General features: G+C 59.6%; 20 protein-coding genes and 1 pseudogene. 12 read left to right on the top strand and 9 right to left on the bottom strand.

Annotated features, from left to right (window positions below; all coding sequences use genetic code 11):
* The first annotated feature begins 84 nt into the window (after window positions 1–84).
* Window positions 85–468: a tRNA (N6-threonylcarbamoyladenosine(37)-N6)-methyltransferase TrmO gene (gene tsaA, locus ACFKSJ_RS02275; RefSeq protein ID WP_440951396.1), complete on the top strand. Its 384-nt coding sequence runs from the start codon at window positions 85–87 to the stop codon at window positions 466–468.
* Between the two features lie 43 nt (window positions 469–511).
* Here tsaA and ACFKSJ_RS02280 read toward each other — a convergent pair whose 3' ends face one another.
* Both ACFKSJ_RS02280 and ACFKSJ_RS02285 read right to left on the bottom strand, forming a co-directional pair.
* Window positions 512–748 (bottom strand): winged helix-turn-helix transcriptional regulator, encoded by a 237-nt coding sequence (locus tag ACFKSJ_RS02280; protein WP_440950654.1) that lies wholly within the window; start codon window positions 746–748, stop codon window positions 512–514.
* A gap of 42 nt (window positions 749–790) precedes the next feature.
* Window positions 791–2425 carry a GAF domain-containing protein gene (locus ACFKSJ_RS02285; RefSeq protein ID WP_440950655.1) on the bottom strand — a complete coding sequence of 545 codons (1635 nt, stop codon included), beginning with the start codon at window positions 2423–2425 and terminating at the stop codon, window positions 791–793.
* 196 nt (window positions 2426–2621) lie between these two features.
* Here ACFKSJ_RS02285 and ACFKSJ_RS02290 point away from each other — a divergent pair, with 196 nt between their 5' ends.
* The 4 genes and pseudogenes from ACFKSJ_RS02290 to ACFKSJ_RS02305 all read left to right on the top strand — a co-directional run bounded on the left by ACFKSJ_RS02290 (window position 2622) and on the right by ACFKSJ_RS02305 (window position 4503).
* Window positions 2622–3302, top strand: a complete 681-nt coding sequence (locus ACFKSJ_RS02290; RefSeq protein WP_440950656.1) for a DUF169 domain-containing protein — start codon at window positions 2622–2624, stop codon at window positions 3300–3302.
* 223 nt (window positions 3303–3525) lie between these two features.
* Window positions 3526–3675 (top strand): annotated as a pseudogene (locus ACFKSJ_RS02295) (sulfurtransferase TusA family protein); the annotation flags it as partial.
* Window positions 3676–3865: 190 nt separating this feature from the next.
* A complete protein-coding gene (locus ACFKSJ_RS02300) occupies window positions 3866–4162 on the top strand; it encodes a DsrE family protein (protein ID WP_440951397.1) in 297 nt (98 codons plus the stop codon).
* An 11-nt stretch (window positions 4163–4173) separates the two neighbouring features.
* Entirely contained in the window at window positions 4174–4503 is a 330-nt protein-coding gene (locus ACFKSJ_RS02305; protein ID WP_440950657.1) for a DUF5400 family protein, read from the top strand.
* Window positions 4504–4670: 167 nt separating this feature from the next.
* Here the strand turns inward: ACFKSJ_RS02305 and atwA are convergent, their stop codons facing one another.
* The 3 genes from atwA to ACFKSJ_RS02320 form a co-directional block, all read right to left on the bottom strand.
* A complete protein-coding gene (atwA, locus tag ACFKSJ_RS02310) occupies window positions 4671–6266 on the bottom strand; it encodes a methyl coenzyme M reductase system, component A2 (RefSeq protein WP_440950658.1) in 1596 nt (531 codons plus the stop codon).
* A gap of 114 nt (window positions 6267–6380) precedes the next feature.
* Window positions 6381–6743, bottom strand: coding sequence for a DUF134 domain-containing protein (locus ACFKSJ_RS02315; RefSeq protein WP_440950659.1), 363 nt, complete (start codon window positions 6741–6743; stop codon window positions 6381–6383).
* A 601-nt stretch (window positions 6744–7344) separates the two neighbouring features.
* Window positions 7345–7851, bottom strand: coding sequence for a hypothetical protein (locus tag ACFKSJ_RS02320; protein ID WP_440950660.1), 507 nt, complete (start codon window positions 7849–7851; stop codon window positions 7345–7347).
* 344 nt (window positions 7852–8195) lie between these two features.
* On the opposite strand from ACFKSJ_RS02320, the gene kaiC reads away from it, so the two are divergent.
* The 5 genes from kaiC to ACFKSJ_RS02345 all read left to right on the top strand — a co-directional run bounded on the left by kaiC (window position 8196) and on the right by ACFKSJ_RS02345 (window position 13686).
* Window positions 8196–9920 carry a circadian clock protein KaiC gene (gene kaiC, locus ACFKSJ_RS02325; protein ID WP_440950661.1) on the top strand — a complete coding sequence of 575 codons (1725 nt, stop codon included), beginning with the start codon at window positions 8196–8198 and terminating at the stop codon, window positions 9918–9920.
* 25 nt (window positions 9921–9945) lie between these two features.
* Window positions 9946–10257, top strand: a complete 312-nt coding sequence (locus tag ACFKSJ_RS02330; protein ID WP_440950662.1) for a circadian clock KaiB family protein — start codon at window positions 9946–9948, stop codon at window positions 10255–10257.
* Entirely contained in the window at window positions 10257–10601 is a 345-nt protein-coding gene (locus tag ACFKSJ_RS02335; protein ID WP_440950663.1) for a circadian clock KaiB family protein, read from the top strand. Before ACFKSJ_RS02330 ends, ACFKSJ_RS02335 begins: the two co-directional genes overlap by 1 nt.
* 30 nt (window positions 10602–10631) lie before the next feature.
* Window positions 10632–12971: a PAS domain S-box protein gene (locus tag ACFKSJ_RS02340; RefSeq protein ID WP_440950664.1), complete on the top strand. Its 2340-nt coding sequence runs from the start codon at window positions 10632–10634 to the stop codon at window positions 12969–12971.
* Between the two features lie 277 nt (window positions 12972–13248).
* Window positions 13249–13686 carry a hypothetical protein gene (locus ACFKSJ_RS02345; RefSeq protein WP_440950665.1) on the top strand — a complete coding sequence of 146 codons (438 nt, stop codon included), beginning with the start codon at window positions 13249–13251 and terminating at the stop codon, window positions 13684–13686.
* A gap of 166 nt (window positions 13687–13852) precedes the next feature.
* On the opposite strand, the gene ACFKSJ_RS02350 is transcribed toward ACFKSJ_RS02345, so the two are convergent.
* Window positions 13853–14110: a hypothetical protein gene (locus ACFKSJ_RS02350; RefSeq protein WP_440950666.1), complete on the bottom strand. Its 258-nt coding sequence runs from the start codon at window positions 14108–14110 to the stop codon at window positions 13853–13855.
* A 193-nt stretch (window positions 14111–14303) separates the two neighbouring features.
* Window positions 14304–14594 (bottom strand): GYD domain-containing protein, encoded by a 291-nt coding sequence (locus ACFKSJ_RS02355; protein ID WP_440950667.1) that lies wholly within the window; start codon window positions 14592–14594, stop codon window positions 14304–14306.
* 94 nt (window positions 14595–14688) lie between these two features.
* Here ACFKSJ_RS02355 and ACFKSJ_RS02360 point away from each other — a divergent pair, with 94 nt between their 5' ends.
* Window positions 14689–14835: a hypothetical protein gene (locus tag ACFKSJ_RS02360; protein WP_440950668.1), complete on the top strand. Its 147-nt coding sequence runs from the start codon at window positions 14689–14691 to the stop codon at window positions 14833–14835.
* Window positions 14836–14879: 44 nt separating this feature from the next.
* Here the strand turns inward: ACFKSJ_RS02360 and ACFKSJ_RS02365 are convergent, their stop codons facing one another.
* Both ACFKSJ_RS02365 and ACFKSJ_RS02370 read right to left on the bottom strand, forming a co-directional pair.
* Window positions 14880–15800 (bottom strand): cation diffusion facilitator family transporter, encoded by a 921-nt coding sequence (locus ACFKSJ_RS02365; protein ID WP_440950669.1) that lies wholly within the window; start codon window positions 15798–15800, stop codon window positions 14880–14882.
* A 376-nt stretch (window positions 15801–16176) separates the two neighbouring features.
* Window positions 16177–16530, bottom strand: coding sequence for an SHOCT domain-containing protein (locus ACFKSJ_RS02370; RefSeq protein WP_440950670.1), 354 nt, complete (start codon window positions 16528–16530; stop codon window positions 16177–16179).
* Between the two features lie 378 nt (window positions 16531–16908).
* On the opposite strand from ACFKSJ_RS02370, the gene ACFKSJ_RS02375 reads away from it, so the two are divergent.
* Window positions 16909–17532 carry a superoxide dismutase gene (locus tag ACFKSJ_RS02375; protein ID WP_440950671.1) on the top strand — a complete coding sequence of 208 codons (624 nt, stop codon included), beginning with the start codon at window positions 16909–16911 and terminating at the stop codon, window positions 17530–17532.
* Window positions 17533–17580: the final 48 nt, after the last annotated feature.

Genomic DNA, 17580 nt, shown 5'->3' on the forward strand with positions numbered 1-17580 from the left:
TTCCGGTTCCCCTTACCGGTGAACCAGAATTTGAGAAAATCTAACTGTATAAACAGTTAGGTTTTCGACAATACAATCCGGCCGATCGGGTATGTGCGGTCCCCCTATAAGGAGAAGCAGGATGCCCCCCAGCAGGGACGCATGTCGGATACGGTATCGGAGATCGTGATCGACGAACACTACCTCCCCGGACTTGAGGATGTGGAGACGCGATCGCACCTGATCGTCCTCTCATGGTTCGACCGGGCTGACCGGACACTGCTCAGGGCGACACCCCCGCACCGGAAGATCGAGCACGGGGTCTTTGCCACCCGCTCGCCCGACCGCCCCAACCCGGTCGCGCTTTCTGTTGTCGACCTGCTCGGGCGCGACGGAAACATGCTCCGTGTCCGCGGCCTCGATGCCCTCGACGGTACGCCGATCGTGGACATCAAACCGTATTCTCCGGATATTGATTGCGTCCCCTGAAAGGAGGCTCGTTTTTCGACGACGATCAAAAAAGAAAGACCGGTTATGAATTCTCCGGTACTGCCTGCGTCTGTGCACCGGCACTGCCTGGCACCGGGTAAAAATACACCCGCCGGCCGTCACGGACTTCGGTCACCACCCCTTCGGCGATCAACCGCTGAGTCCAGCGGGTGACGGAAGGGCCGGCCAGCCCCAGTTCCAGGGCGATCTCTCCCCGCGTGATACCGGGGCCCCGATGACGGAGAGGATTCTGCTGGTGGTAGGATACCGTTGTACCCACAGATTTTCTGGAGAACGACAACAACAAAAAAAGACGAACCGGTTAGTGTTCGGTGTCTTCCCTGTTCCGGTTCTCAAGGGCCCGTGCAAAACGGGACCTTTCTAGCGCCGTGCCCAGTTGAAGGCCGAGCGATACGATATTCTCGAGGCTGACCGGCAGGTACTGCTTCTCCATCCTGCTTCCCATGTTCAGCAGACCTTCCACCGTATCCCCGATACGGATCGGTATGATGAGGAGCGTGCGGACATGACTCCTCCTGATGGCAGGATCCAGGCCGGCATATTCCGGGACATCCGGTGTCAGGTAGAGGACCGTCTTTTCGGCGAACGCCCGCTCAAAGAGGGTATTGAAAATTCCCGAAACACACATCTTCCGAAGGCTCTCGGGCATATTTTTCTGGACGCGGGGGATCATGTCGTCTTTTTCATCCTTCAGGTACACGCATCCCATCTCAAAGCCCAGCGAGTCCATAACGGATTCGATGGCCTGCGAGAGCAGGGCCTCTTCATCCCGCTCCTCGTTCAGTATCCCTGAGAGCCGGTTCAATGCGAGGAGTGTATTGATGTACTCGTTTCGCTCCCGGTCGAGATGCTGCATCCTGAGAACACTGGAGATCTCATCGGCGACGATCTCGACATTGCCGAGATCGGTCGTCGAGATCTCGGTATCCGGGATAAGGAGGAGCGCACCGACTGCCTGTTCCGCCTCAATGATCGGCACTGCCACCGCACCGGCAGGTCCCGGGACGCCGGCGAGGGACTGCAGGATCGGAAAGGCCCGGTCGTCCTTTCCGATTGCAACCGTAGTAAGAGAATCCCGGCACCGGTTCACCAGCGGCAGGAACTGCAGCACCTCCGATTCCGGAATCGCCCGGGTGGAATAGGCCATCCTCATCTCTTCCAGGAATACCGCCCCGAAACGATAGGGAACCAGTCGTTCCCGGATGCCCTTCATCGCCACCCTGAGAAGATCCTCTTCGGTCCGGGTTACCCCTGCGGTCCGGATTACGTAGAGAAGGGAAGCAAAATCGCGTTTCGAGCGTTGCCGGCATGCAAGATCCTCCCCGACAACGGCGATGCATCCCGATGGCTCGCCCGGATTCGGAAAGACGAAGGTCACCAGGTACCTGCGCAGGACCCCGGTCTGCTCCTTGAGGGTGAGCTCGAGGGAGACGGGAGATCCGTCGTTTCCCGCCCGGAGTTTCATCTGAAGGTGTGCAGCCTGTCCCGGATTCATGAGTTCCTGGAACGTCAGTACGCCGGGAAAGAGCGATTCGGCAAGGGGGTTTTTGAAGACGATGGTCGTATCTTTTAGGATGGTGAAGATGATCGTCTCCGGGGTGGCGAGCAGGGTCTCGAGCTCGGCCCGACGCAGCAGCGCGGCATGCATCTCAAATGCCCGGGATGCAAGCGCACGGGTATCGTTCAGAGGTTCCGTCCCGTAGGCCGGAGCATCCAGTACCCGGGGCTGTTTGATCATCCAGTGCTTGTTTCTGCCGATAACCCGGTGATCGAGGATCCCTCGTGCATGGAGGGCCTGGAGATATTTGAGTACTGTCGCCCTGCTTTTGCCGATCCCCATCGCGATCTTGTCGAGCATACATTCTTCGGGGGGGTTTGACCCGAGGTACGAGAGGATGAGCTGTTCGGTCTCGGAGAGGGATTCGCTCGGGGACATCTATACAATGTAGTATAAAGGTACTTGCTGATAAAAATATCCTCCTCTTCCCAAAAAATTCGTTGTAAACCCTCTTAAAAAATTATTCTGCCAGGGTGTCAGCAACCAATAAGATTATATCGTATAATAGTGATCAGTAATTTAGACAATATTGTCTAATGTCCCGGGCTGACCCCGGGAATCCGGAGAGAGTACAATGACCTACGAGACAATTGCGAACGATCTCATCGAGCTTCTGGGACTGAAGGGAAGCCCGGTTGCAGTAAAACTTGCGAAAACCCAGGCAGACATCCCGCCCGGTTGTCAGAAGATCGATGAAAAACACCGGCACTGCCAGTTCGTGCAGGAAGCACGACTCAGGGGACTGACCGGGTATGCCACCCGGGCCGAACACCAGTGCAAGGGCGGGGCTTCGGTGATGGGAATCGAGCCGGCCCCGGAGATCGTCGCCGACGGTACAACGTACCAGAAACTCGGGAACTTCAAGACGGTCGAGGGAGCCGTGGAGACGGTCCATGCCATCCCGAGGCTTGACGAGACGAATTATGCATCGGTCTATGCACCCCTCGAGAAGGCTGAGTTCGAACCTGACGTGGTCGTCTTCGTCGTGACACCCCGGCAGGCGCTCCGGCTGTCGCAGGCATACCTCCACACATCAGGAGGCCGGATCGCCAGCGATTATTCAGGAATCCAGTCGCTCTGTGCCGATGCGGTTGTCGCGGTCAAGCAGCGGGGAGTCCCGAACATGACGCTCGGGTGCAACGGGTCGCGGAAATATTCCGGTATTGCCGAAGATGAAGTGATTCTCGGTTTCCCGCCGCAGGATCTCGGCGCGATGGTTGAAGCACTCAGGACCTTCAAGCAGAAGTGGGGGTAATATGGTAAAGACTGTGAAGGTTCTGGGTATCAGGGCCCCGAACGCCGGAATTCTTGCAGGGAATGTCCTGAGGAGCCAGGTCCCTGGAGAAGAGGTGAGGTTCATCGTCAGCCCGGGTGCGGAGGCCGGCATGGATGGTATTGCACGGAAGTACGGGTATTCGCTGGAAGTAACCAGGCTTCGGGAGGATGTTGAAGTCCGGATGGTGCCCTCAGGGAAGACCATGGAAGAGATCGATATCACCGGGGAGACCTGCCCCGGGCCGGTGATCATCGTCGGCGAGCGGCTCGCAGACCTGGCAGTCGGGGAGCGGCTGAAAGTGAAGAGCGCAAGTCACGATACCATCGCCGACGTCTCGGCTGCCGTCACCGCCTCCGGGTCCCGGATTCTGGAAGACGGGGCCGAAGGGGACCGGCATTTCATCGTGATCGAGAGAGCGGAGAAGAGAGAGAGCGGAGAAGAGAGAGAACGAAGGAGAGGCCGCTCTCCTCGCGGCACGGGACCGGGTTCTTGTCTCCCAGAGCAACGGCATCGGGAATGCCGAACGGGCCTATGCGACCTTCATCTTCTCGAAGGTTGCCATGAGCATGGGCAAGACGGTGACCATCTTCCTGCTCATGGACGGCGTCGGCATTGCGCGGAAAGGGAATGCTGCGGGAGTGAAGCACCCGGACTTTCCGCCCCTTGTCCAGCTGATGGATGAAGTGATCACAGCAGGCGCAACCATCTATGCCTGCGAACTCTCGGCTAAATTCCGGGGGTTGGGAGAGGCGGATCTCGTTCCCGGCGTAAAACTGGCCGGCGCTGCGACCTATATCCAGCTCCTGAGCGATCCCGCGAATACAATCGTGAATTTTTGAGGTGAAAAAAGATGGAGATGACGTACCAGGTGATCGCGCTCGCGATCCTTTTCAGCAGCATGGTTACCGGTTTCATTATATTCCGGATGCAGGGCATGAGGCTTGCACTGCATTTCGGGGCGCTTGTCCTCGCCCTGATCGTGACGCTCGCTGCGGTCGTAACCCTGATGCCGGCGATCGTTCTTGCTGCGGCAATCCTGCAGGTGATTGCAGCGCTCACGGCGTATACCCGGCTGTGGCAGACCCTGAAGGACAGTTTCCAGACAGCTCCCGGGTACAGCGCCCATCTTGCGCTCGTTACCATGCTGCCGGTATTTGCTCTCGCCGGCCTGCTTCTCTAATAGGGATTGTCCGGACCTGCTGTGCCGGCCACCGGGGATCCCGCTCTTTTTCTTTCGGGCTTTTTCAAAATTTTTATTCAGGTCATGGTTCGTGATCGTTTTATCTGTACTGCTTCCCTCGACATCTCCTCTGGTTACCGCAGACCTCCGGGCGCCTTCGCCCGGTCTCACTCGTTCTTCTCGTCGTCGGTCATCGCTTCGAGGATCTCCCGGGTCGGCCCGATCGCGATGATCCTGCCGCCCCGCATCAGGGCCAGACGGTCGCAGATGTCCCGGACAAAGTCCATATCGTGGGAGACGACGACGAAGGTCTCGTCCATCTCGTCGCGGGCGTGCAGGATCGAATGTTTGACATCCTGTTTGGTGATCGGGTCCATCGTCCCTGTCGGCTCGTCGAGAATGACCAGCCGCGGCTCCCGGATGAGCACCTGCGCGAGGGCGACCCGGTGCTTCTCCCCCTCGCTGAGGTGGCCGGGCAGCCGGTCGAGGATCTCCCGGCTCTTATCCTCGGTGAACCCGGCCATCTTCAGGGTCACGACCGCCTTGCGCACCGCCAGCTCCTTCGGGAACTCCAGCCCGATCGCATCGGTCAGGTTGTCGATGACCGTCCGGTGCGGGTAGAGGTCGTACTCCTGGTGGAGGAGGCCGATGTACCCCTTCGCCCTGCCGCGGAACTCGATCCCCGGCCTGGTCATATCGATCCACTCCTCCCCGACCTTCATGTTCATCTCCCCGCCCGTGGGCTCGATGATGCCGGCGACGATCCGTGAGAGGGTGGTCTTGCCGGCCCCGCTCTTCCCGATGATCCCGAAGATCTCCCCCTGTGAGACCTCGAACGAGACCCCGTTGACGGCCCTGACCACGCCCCGGTCCACCGAGATGAACCGCTTCTCGACATCGCGGGCCGTCAGGATCTTCTCGCCATGGCTCACCGGCACCGGGGATTCGATCGCATGGTAATCCTCTCCAAACGAACCGACGATCTCCTTCGGAGATCCGATCGCGGCGATCTCCCCGTTCACCAGCAGCATCGCACGGTCTGCCAGGTCCTCGATCACCTGGGAGAAGTGCGACGTGACGACCATGCCCATGCCGTTCTCCTGCACTGCCTGCGTGAGCATCCGGTGCACCTGCCGGGCCGTCTCGGGATCGAGCGTGCCGGTCGGTTCGTCGGCAAAGAGCATCGCCGGGTTCTTGGCGAGCTGCCGGGCGAGGACCACCCGCTGCTTCTCACCGCCCGAGAGGTCGCGGGCGATATGCATCATCCGGTGCGAGAGCTTCACCTGTTCGATCAGATCGGCGGCTCGACCGACCGCCCGTTCCTGGGGGTAGCGGACGTCGTCGAGGGCGTGGAGGACGTTCTCGATGACCCGGTCGTTGCCATAGAGGGCGAACGTCCGCTGGAACATGATCGCGGTCCTGTTCATGACCCGGGACTTCATGCCATCGTTCTTCTCATCCCAGAGATCGACGTCGACGGCCCCGAGAGTTCCCCCGCATTCGGGGCATATCCCGCCGGCCCGGCTCTGGACGTCCATGAATGTGCAGCGGTCGCATGCGGCCATGTGATAGATGACGGACCCGCTGATCGGTGGCTGTTCGACCCCCCGGAGGAGGTGCATCAGCACGCTCTTGCCGGCCCCGCTCCTGCCGATGACGCCGATGATCTCCCCTTCCTGGATCTCGAACGAGACCTGGTTCAGGACTCGTGTGTTCTCGAAGTCCATGCAGAGGTCCTGTACACTGATGAATGGTTGCGGCATGATCACTCCCTTCTCCAGTAATTATCTACACATATGCGCATAAGTATCTGATCATAAAAAGAGAGGTGCAGACCGGGATCTAGAACGAGGACGAGTCCGGGACCGCGGGAACCGTCACCTGGGACACTTCGGGCATCGGCCTTCGGCCGCTTTTGTGCACCCGGAGATCTCGATCCCTTTCCCGTGGACCAGTGCGTCGGCGATCTTGCGCCGGGCTTCATGCAGATCGCGCCATGCGGTCTTGCGCGAGACCCCGAGTCGCGCTGCGGCCTCTTCCTGGTCCAGTCCGTCGAGATCGATGAGCCGTATCAGCTCGATCTCGTCGGGGAGCAGCGAGATGCCCGGTCCCTCTTCCTCCTCCGGGCAGCAGCAGGGACGAAAACAGCGGGACTCCTGGTCGCCAATGATAATCCGCCGAAGGCGCGGCCTTCCCCGGCGTGGACACTCCGGTGCATCATCGATTTCATCTGGTGTCATTTCCTGATCATAGAATGTATCGGAATCGTATAACTTGTTGCCCGGTTCCGCAGGTGTCAGGGGTGCCGGCCGTACCCGGGCGGGATGCCATCCCCGGGCAGTTCGGGCTCCCGCAAACCCCCCACGACCAAAAATATTATTGTCATGGCCTTAATATGTAAATATACAAGTTGAACCGCCTGTAATAATCTTGAAAAAAAGATTGTTGCAGACTTCGGTTCTGCTTGCTCTTCTCGAACGTTTCCTGAACGTGTACGATATCATGCCGGCCCCGGCGATCCGCTATCGTCACCGTCCATCTCCTTCAGATGACCGCCCCGGATGGAGCCGGCATCTCTGTCGAAGTTATCGGACGAGCACTATATCAGGGGACCTCTGGCCGGCAGAATAAAGTTCGAACGCCGGAAGTACGCGAAATAATCGGAACGATTGCAGGAAAGTCGGCTCCGTCTCACATTTTGGGGAATGTGGTTTATATGAACGAATGCCCCGGAGCCACAGGCACGTACCTATTACTGTTCCCGGTTAATCAGGTTTTCGATGCACCGGTCGGTCGGTGTTTTTTTCAGGTGTGAAAGGGGTGAGGTGGGTTTCTCCCCACTCAGGCCAGGGCCGGCACGCCGTCCGCCCAGGTCTCGACCGCGGTCCTGATCGCGTCGTCCGAGTAGGACCCGATCGTGACCTGGCTCCGGCTGAACGCGACGGTATAGACCTCCCCGTTCGCGTCGTGGCACTTCAGCGTGGCTGAGAAGGTGTCGTCGTCGCCGGCATGGCTCGCGGCCACCGCTCCCATCGCGGTCTGGAGTGCGGTGTCGGCCAGCACAGCGGTGACGGCCGCGTTGAAGCCGGCGACGGACGGCGCCTTCGCCGAGACGGTGCCGACGGTCCTGGCGTCCCCGTCCTGGTAGGCGATCCGGGCGGTGTACGCCTCCTTGCTCTTGGTGACCGGCTGGTAACTCTCGGTGCCGACCTGGTAGGCGGTGCAGTTCCAGGGGTTATCGGCGATGACCCCTGCGACGATGCTGTTGAATGCGGTGATGTCCGCGATCGGTGCGGTCAGCTTTCTGACCGCGGTCTTCGTGATACGTGACTCTACGAAATCTCCCATGATGATTACTCCGTGCGGCCGGCCCCCGCCCCCTCGCAGAGACCGGCCGACAAGAAAAACATGGACGAGAATATACCTAACCTCGCTCGCGATTCGTCATCGGCGACGGGGGCCGGCGGTGTTGTGCGATCGGCGGTCGCCGGCAGAGCGGAACAGATCAGGATGGTGCCGACGGTACTTGAAAAAATGGGAATGATCAGTCAAGGTTGAACCCGTCGGCCCGGCCCTTCATCGTTGCAAGGCGCGTGGCGAAAAAAAACGAACATCTTAATAAACTCAGGATCTTTAGTGATTTATCCATGAACATTGCCCGGAGCAGCTCCGGGGACAAAAGGCGGTGAATTTTGAGAAGTGAGGAGAGAGCTACGAAAGCACATGCACCAGAACTGGAGAAAGTATCCTCAGGGATCCGCGGTCTCGACGAGATTACCGGTGGCGGCCTCCCGAAGGGCCGGCCCGTCCTGGTCAGCGGCGGGCCCGGGTGCGGTAAGACGCTCTTTGCCATGGAGTTTCTCGTCCATGGGATCGTCGACCATGACGAGCCGGGCGTCTTCGTCGCCTTTGAGGAGAAGGTCGACGACCTCATAAAGAACTTCGCGTCGATGGGGTTCGATCTGCCGGACCTGGTCGAGCAGAAGAAGCTCGTTCTCGATCATATCTTCATCGACCGGTCCGAGATCGAGGAGGCCGGCGAGTACGATCTCGAAGGGCTCTTCATCCGTCTCGGAATGCTGATCGACCGGATCGGCGCAAAACGGATCGCCATCGACACCATCGAGACGATCTTCTCCGGCTTCTCCAATGAGGCGATCCTCCGTTCAGAACTCCGCCGGCTCTTTCTCTGGCTCAAGGACCGGGGGATCACCGCGGTCATCACCGGTGAGCGCGGAGACCGGACGATCACCAAGTACGGGCTTGAAGAGTATGTGGCCGACTGCGTCATCACCCTCGATCACCAGGTGAACCATCAGATCGCGACCAGGCGGCTCAGGGTGGTTAAGTACCGCGGGAGCGTCCATGGCACGGATGAGTACCCGTTCCTGATCAGTGAGGACGGGATCTCGGTGCTGCCGATCACCTCGATCTCCCTCCGGCACCCGGCCTCGACCGAACGGGTCTCGACCGGCATCCAGCGGCTCGATACGATGCTCGGCGGCCTCGGGTACTACCGCGGCAGTTCGATCCTGGTCTCCGGCCAGGCCGGCACCGGCAAGACCAGCCTGGCCGCCACCTTCGTCGATGCCGCATGCCGGCGCGGGGAGCGATGCCTGTACTTCCTCTTCGAGGAGTCGGAGAGTCAGCTCGTCCGGAACATGCGCTCGATCGGGCTCGAGCTGGCACCCTGGGTTGAGCAGGGGCTCCTCCGGTTCCACGCAGTCAGGCCGACCACGTACAGCCTGGAGATGCACCTCTCGATGATGCTCAAACTGATGGAGGAGGTCTCCCCCCAGGTGCTGGTCGTCGACCCGATCTCGAACCTCTTTCCTGTGGGCGACGACCTGCAGGTCCGCTCGATGCTGATGCGCCTGATCGACCATGCAAAGACGCTCGGGATCACCGGCCTCTTCACGAACCTCTCGGACTCCTCGACGGCCGGGTCGTTGGCGCTGGAGACCACCCAGATGCATGTCTCCTCGCTGATGGACACCTGGCTCCTCCTCAAGAATGTCGAGGGCGGAGGGGAGCGGAACCGCACATTCGCCATCGCAAAGTCACGGGGGATGCCCCACTCGAACCAGCTCCGGGAATTTGTCCTCTCAGATCAGGGGATCGAGCTCCTCGATGTCTATATGGGCGGGGACAGGGTTCTCTTCGGCTCGGCCAGGATCGCACAGGAGAATCTGGACCTGGCTGACGTGGCCCGGAACCGCGAGGCTATCGAAGCCAGGAAGCGGGAACTCGAGCAGAAACGACGCCAGATGGAGAACGAGGTCGCAGTGCTTCACGAGCGGTTCGCCCGGGATGAGCAGGATCTTGCGATCCTCGTCGAGCAGGAGCAGGCACGTGACGACGCCGCCACGAGGGCCCGCGAGGCGCTCGCTGCAGAGCGCCAGGCGGACCGGTCATGACCGGCGCCGGCAGACGGGGGAGATTATGACGACCGCCGACCAGAAGGCGACGTCTTCCGATGAGTTCTGGAGACTCAGGCTGTATGTGGCAGGGCAGACTCCGAAGGCGCTGAAGGCCTTCGAAAACCTGAAGCGGATCTGCGAGGAGCATCTGAAGGGCCGGTACACGATCGAGGTGATCGATCTCCTGGTCAACCCCCAGCTGGCCGAAGGGGATCAGATCATCGCCATTCCGACCCTGATCAGGAATCTCCCGACGCCGATAAAGAAGATCATCGGGGACCTCTCCAACACAGAGAAGGTGCTGGTGGGTCTCGACCTGAAGAGAGTGCGCTGATGAACGACGAGAAGATCTCCGGAGACGTGACCGCAGATTTCGAACGGAAACTGAACGAAATAAGAGAGGGTCCATTCGTGCTCCGCCTGTATATCGCCGGCAACTCGCCCCGCTCGCAGACGGCCGTCGAGAACGTGAAGAGGATCTGTGAAGAATATCTGGAAGGCCGGTGCGAGCTCGAGGTGATCGATATCTATCAGGACCTGACCACCATCCCCGAGGATCTCGTCCTTGCCGCTCCAACCCTGATCAGGCGACTGCCATTGCCGCTCAGACGCGTCATCGGAGATATGACCGAGAAGGATAAGGTGCTCATCGGGCTCGACCTGATCCCAAAGACCTGAAGGGGGCGAAGGACGCTTATGAAACAGGAGATGGAGAGGCTCAGGCAGGAACTCGAAGACCTGCGTTCCCGGAACCGGGAGATCGAAGAGACCCTGAATGCCATTCAGTCCGGAGAGGTGGATGCGATCGTCGTCTCGAAAGAGGGGCGAAAGGAGATCTACACGCTTAAAGGGGCGGACTACCTGTACCGCGTCCTTGTCGAGAATATCCAGGAGGGGGCCCTCACCCTGACAACGACCGGGATGGTTCTGTACGCCAACACGGCCTTCGTTGCAATGCGCCGGCAGCGCCTCTCTGCAATCATCGGCACCCCGCTTCGCGATCATATCGCACCCCGGGATCGCAGTCGCTTCGACGAGCTGCTCTGCAGATCCGTGACCACCCCTGGCAGGGGCGAGATGCTCATATGCAGTGGTGCCGGGTCATTTCCGGTACTGATCTCGATGACCCCCATCATGGTCGACGATTCTCTGAAGCTGAGCGTCGTGATCAGCGATCGGAAGGAGGACTACGACCGTCTGCGCCTCCAGAGCCGCATGCTTGACGCCGTCGCCGATGCAGTCGTCGCGACCGACCCTGCCGGACGGATCATCTACTGGAACAGATCGGCCACGCAAATATATGGCCGGCAGGAGGCCGAGGCGATGGGCCAGAGCCTGAACAAGATCGTCGTGCGCGAACTGCCCCAGGACGACGCCGATCAGAGGGCTGCGTTACTCGGCTGCGGCCAGACCTGGTCCGGCGAGTATCTGGTTCACCACGACGACGGCTACCGCTTCCCCGTCCATGCGAACGAAGCGCCGGTATTCGACGAGGACGGAGCGTTCATCGGGGTGATCGGCATAAGCCACGATATCAGCGAACGAAAGGCGATCGAGCACGCCCTGGCTGAGAGCGAGGCGGGAGCCCGGTCGTTCATGGAGAACCAGATCGATCCCTGCGCGATCTGCGAGACGGTGTACAGTCCTGACGGCACGCCGGTCGACATCCGCCTGATCGAGGTCAACGCGGCCCTCGTCCGGGAGCTGGGCCGGCCGGCCGCCGATATCGTTGGAAGGACCGCCTTCGAGATGCTGCCAGAACTTACCCGTCCCTGGTTCGACCGATATCTCGAGGTCGGCAGGACCGGCAAAGCCACTGATTTCGAGGAGTCGTTCCCTGCGCTCGGACGCTGGTACCGGGTGACCGCGTTCCTGGTTCGTGGCGGACGGATCGCCGTGATGTTCCGTAACATCACCGAACGCAAGCAGGCCGAGGAGGCACTGAGAGAGAGTGAGGACCGGTATCGCTCCCTGGTCGAGAACAGTGTCGATGCTGTCCTCCTCACTACTCCGGACTGCTCCATCCATGCGGCCAATGCCGGGGCCCGCCGGATCTTCGGCATGACCGAGGAGGAACTGATCCGGGACGGTCGAAATCTGATCTTTGACCTGTCGGCTCCCGGACGCGTCGCCGCCCACGAGGAACGGATCAGGACCGGCCGGTTCCAGGGGGAACTGACCTATCGACGGAAGGACGGATCCGTCTTCCCGGGGGAGGTGACCTCCTCCCTCTTCACGGATCGGAGTGGCGCCGTGATGACGACGATGATCATCAGGGATATCACCGAACGAAAAGAGGCTGAAGAATCCCTGAAAAACTATGCCGAACGGTTGCAGGCGAGCAACGAGGAGCTGCAGCGATTCGCGTACGTCGCGAGTCACGACCTGCAGGCGCCCTTGCGATCGATCGTCAGTTTCAGCCAGCTCCTGGATCGCAAATACCGGGGCCGGCTCGACACGGGTGCAGACGAGTACATCCAGTTCATCATCGACAACGGCCAGCGGATGCAGGCGCTGATCAAAGACCTGCTCCAGTTCTCCCAGATTGAGACACCTGAGGCGCAGTCGCTCGCCCCGACCGATGCCGGCGCAGTGGCCGCCGATGCCGTCCATTCGCTTGAGATCCCGATCAGGGAGGCAGGTGCTGTGGTGACCGTCGATCCGCTGCCGATCGTTATGGCCGACCCGTCGCAGCTCGAGCAGGTCTTTTCAAACCTGATCGGGAATGCGATCAAGTACCGGCAGCCGGAGGTGCCGGTTCTTATCCGGGTTTCATCCGTCCGCCAGGGCGACTGGTGGGAGTTCGCGGTCAGGGACAACGGGATCGGGATCGAGCCGGAGTATCTGGACGCGATCTTCGAGATGTTCCGCCGGCTCCATACGACAAGCGAACACGAGGGGACCGGGATCGGCCTGGCGATCGTCAGGAGGATAATCGGGCGACATGGGGGGAGGATATGGGTCGAGTCCACGCCCGGTGAGGGGTCCACGTTCCGCTTCACCCTTCCAGACAAAAGCATGAAGCAGAGCAACGATACGGTTCAATGACGTTCACACCTTCCTGATTTCAGCGATGTTGAATTCAAAAAATTTTATTAAAGATCATTACGTGCCCATCCATTTTGGGTTCCATAGGTTGTGGTGCAATGGCTTGCTTTGCTCCGTCCCTCCAGGATTGTGGGGCAATTTTCATATTATACCGTACAGCAGCAGGAGTGGATGTTGGGCCGGCGCCACTCTTCTCCTTTGAGATGAGGAGATCCTCGAGCGCTGCAACACAGCACGCGAGTGCCATTTTTAAACCATGAACCGTCCATGCCGGTGCATGAGAGAAGAGAAAAGCGACAAATCGCATCTTACCGCCGGTCCACGCATGGACGAAGTGGTGCAGCAGATCAAGAGCGGGTTTCTGGAATCGTTGATTGGATCGGACCTTACGGTGAGAAAGATCGAGATCGTGATGAAGAGCGTGCTTGTAAAGAATTTCGGCGGCGGGTTTGAATGGAAGCCGATAAACTTCTCAATCGCAGGAGAATTGAAGAACGAGTATATCCAAGAGATGTCTCTTTCGCTCAAGCCACCCGAAGTGTCAGAGATCCGCCTGATGGGTGAGGAGCCGAGCATTCAGGAGCAACTCGTCAAGGCCGTGGCGACAATCCAGCGGGCCTTGAATGCGGCACAGGCGCCGCCGCCACTATATGTCTCGAGGAGGCCACGGTCCTGCTCCACGGGATCTCGGCACAGGGCGAAATCAGACTGTTAGCCGGCCCGGGTGGCAGCTGGGACAAGAGCCACACAATCCGGTTAACCCTGGGCCGTGCCTGATCAGGGCATGACCGCAGAAGATAACGAACTACCAAGGATTGAAAAGAGAACGAGAGGGCCGGCCGACCGATTGAACCGCCGGCCCCCCGGGAGACCGGGACGGATCACCGGTCCGAGAAGAGGGCCACGGCCGCGTCCAGCCGGCAGAAGAACTTCTGCGTGACCTTCGCGATCGCGTGGGCGTCCTCGTCCGAGATCTCGCCGTCGCCGGCCGCCTCGTAATAGGTCCGGGACTGGTCCCGGAATGCGTCGATCACATCCAGGACCGCACAGACCCGGCGCTGGCCGAGCCAGCAGCCGATGCCAAACGATCCAAAGATCCCGACCAGGGTCAGGACCATATCCCCCTGCGTTTCGATCATCTCTTCTCCTGTGCGGCCGAGGGGTGCTCACACAGATCTCCATCTACCTTAACCCTGGATATACGCTGCGTCACCAGTGGAGGCAAGGCCGGCGGGACGACGAATTGGAAGATCGCGGACGGTCCGGTGCCGGAGCAGCGGGCGGCCTGCCACGGCGTCGGCCGGCGGTGCAGGATGATCCCCCTGCGACAGTTCAGATCTCCCTGGATATCTTGTAGAACAGATCAGCAGGAACGACCTCCAGGGTCTCGGTCCTGACGGATCCGCGCTTCCCGAGAATTGCCAGGAACTTCACGAGATTCTCCTTATCCGGCATATCGAATATCAGCACAAAGTCGTACCTGCCGATCATGTAATACAGGCCGACGATCTTCCCCCCGAGCGATCCCATCAGCGTCATCAGTCTCCGGTCCCGGTCTTCAATACCGTCCAGGGTGGAGAACGCCTCGCTCTTCAGGTTTCCGAGCATGACATAGAGTACCATGGCGAGTCCTTATCACACGGACAGTAATAAACATATCGGGTTTCCGGCCGGCAGGCGGATGGATTGAGAAGGTTAATCCGTCGGACGGGAGATCATGAAAGGAATGGATCCGAGCGAGGAGGAACGCTACCGGTTCGGCCCAGTGGGGATCGCGATCATCGGAGCCGCCCTCTGCCACGGTCACATCGCCCGCCTCATGGACCTCCTCAGCCCGATGATGACAGGGACGGGCAGCGGCTGATCCGGGCGCGAAGACACCCCTGCTACCAGGGGACTCGTTAAAAATCAGTGTGCATGCGGAGGCAGCCCTTCGTGACCGTGGTCAGCGATATGCTCCACGAGAGCACAGTTTTTGCATTCATTGCATTCGAACTCCAGGGTAGAGTGGAGGATTCGGTACTTCTTCAACCGCTCCTTGATCTCCTGTTTCGTCTGTTCGATCTTCTCCACGTCCCTTTCGCAAGAATATACATGCGCATCGAGCACGTTGATATCAGAACAGAGACTCCAGAGATGGACATGATGCACGCCGTCCACCCCGTCGACGGCGGTCATGTCAGCAACGACCGCATCGAAATCCACCGATTGCGGCGTGAACTGGAGAAGGATCATGGTCGTCTCCCGGAGAATTCTCGCAGCAGCGATCACAATCAGGACGGCGATGATTCCGGAAAGGATGGGATCGGCGATCACCTGCCCGGTGAACGAGATCCACGCAGCGGCCGCGATCACCGCCAGCGACGAGACGGCGTCCCCCACCACATGGAAAAAGGCGCTCCGCACGTTCAGGTTCTGGCTCCCGTGGAGGAGGAAGACCACGCCCAGGTTCGCGGCAAGACCGATGCAGGCAACAATGAACATCAGCCCGCCCTGCACCGGGGCCGGGTGGAGGGCCCGCTGGTATGCTTCCCACAGGATGCCGGCACTCACCCCGATCAGCAGCAGGGAGTTGATGAACGCTGCGAAGATCTCCCCGCGGTGGTACCCGTAGGTCCGCTCTTTGGTGGGAAGGTGAAGGGCGAGGGTCATCGCCCCGAGGGAGAGGAGGAGCGAGAGGAGATCGCTGAACATGTGTCCAGCATCGCTGACTAGGGCGAGCGATCCGGAGAGCAGCCCTCCGGCAACCTCCACGAGAAAGAAGACGAGCGTGATGACCAGTGCGATCTTCATCGATCTCCGATAGTCCCGGACCGTATCGTGCGTCATGATCTCCTCCCTGTACGGGTTTGATGATGTGCCCCTCTGATCCTCTCCCTGAAGATATTTACCTTCTCCTGCCGGCCGGCACTGACGATGGCGATTGCCTGAGCAGGGTGTGGGAGAGATCTGCGATTCCAAACCAGCACGACGGAGAGAAACGCCTTGCACCGTAAAGGAGCCCATCCTGGGAGGCAATGATGGGCCGGGGCCGAGGGCGGCGAAGAGTGCAGGGAACCAGGGGATGACCGCCGGCCAGAGGATCTCGCGATCCCGGCGCCACAGACCGTCCGGTTCAGCCACGCCGGCAGCTTCATCGGTACCTCGGGCAGGGATATCTGAAAACACCGGGGATAGTAACGAAATGACGTAAAAAAAGTGACGGTTATTTTTCCAGGTCTTCGCTGATTGTTCTGAACTGTTCGCCGGTGATCTCCCCTTTTGCGTACCGCTCTTTCAGAATATCCATTGGAGTCTTTCCCTCGGACAGCGGTTGCTGCGAACTGGTCTCCCGCATGATGACATAGAGTATCAGGAACAGGATCCCCGCCATCGGGATGATGACCAGTATTCCCCAGAGCAGCCCGTTCATTCCTCTTGTATTCGCATCCCGGTATACCAGATATCCAATGACAAGAAAGAAGACCAGCCAGATCAGCATCATGCCCCAGCCGAAGAAGGGGAATCCGTAGCCGAAACCACTGGTATCGCCCCACATGTAATCCATCATGTCTGCCATGCCGGGATGATGCACCCGGAAGCTGATAAGCATTGTCTTGTCACCGAATGGATTGTACCATGCAGCCCTGGATAACAGGGATTGTCGGGGAGAGAAGCAGGAGGATCGGAATTGTTGGGACCGGTGAACCGGACGTTGTGCGGGCCCTCACTGCAAACCATGCGGTGAATTGATGGGAGGGAGAACGACTCTTCTCATTGATACCTCGCCGGGGATAGGCAGGTCAGCCAGGAATTACAGAAATATCCCGAATGTCGCGGCCATTGCCCCGGAGTCAACCCGGTCGATAATGCCTCGACCCGGCCTCTTCGCCGTACCTCACCCCATCCAATGATACAAATAGGATCAGTACGGTATGGTCACGTATCAGGGGATATCATGGAAAAATTCTACACACTTCGAGCCCTGCCGTACGACTTCAGGGCCCTCGCACCGTACATCTCTGAAGAGCAGCTGACCCTTCATTACACGAAGCATCACCAGGCATACGTGACCGGGGCCAACGCCATCCTTGAGAAGATCGATAAGGCCCGGAAGGACCAGACCGATCTCGATATCAAGGCGACCGCCAGGGAACTGTCGTTCCAGCTCGGTGGGATCAGGCTCCACACCCTCTTCTGGCAGAACCTGGCCCCGGCAGGGAAGGGTGGCGGCGGGCTGCCCGGAGGCGACCTGGCGAAGGCGATTGATGAAGAGTACGGTGGATTCGACCGCTTCAAGAAGGAGTTCTCCCTGGCGGCCACGAGCGTGGAGGGCTCGGGCTGGGCCGCGGTCAGCTACTGCTACCGGACCGGAAGGCCGCTGATCATGCAGATCGAGAAGCATAACCTGAACCTGTTCCCGGGTCTCCCGATCCTCATGGTGCTGGATCTCTGGGAGCATGCCTACTATGTCGACTACCGGAACGACCGGGCGAAGTTCGTCGACGCATTCTGGCAGATCGTGAACTGGGACGCGATCGGGAAGCGGCTGGCCGCTGCAGTCGCTGAAGTGAAGGGATAGGGGATCCTTTTTTTCGTGACGACTGCACGGCCGTCCACACGGTCGTCC

The sequence above is a fragment of the Methanosphaerula subterraneus genome (assembly GCF_052055875.1).
In the GTDB taxonomy this organism is placed as follows: Archaea; Halobacteriota; Methanomicrobia; order Methanomicrobiales; family Methanospirillaceae; genus Methanosphaerula; species Methanosphaerula subterraneus.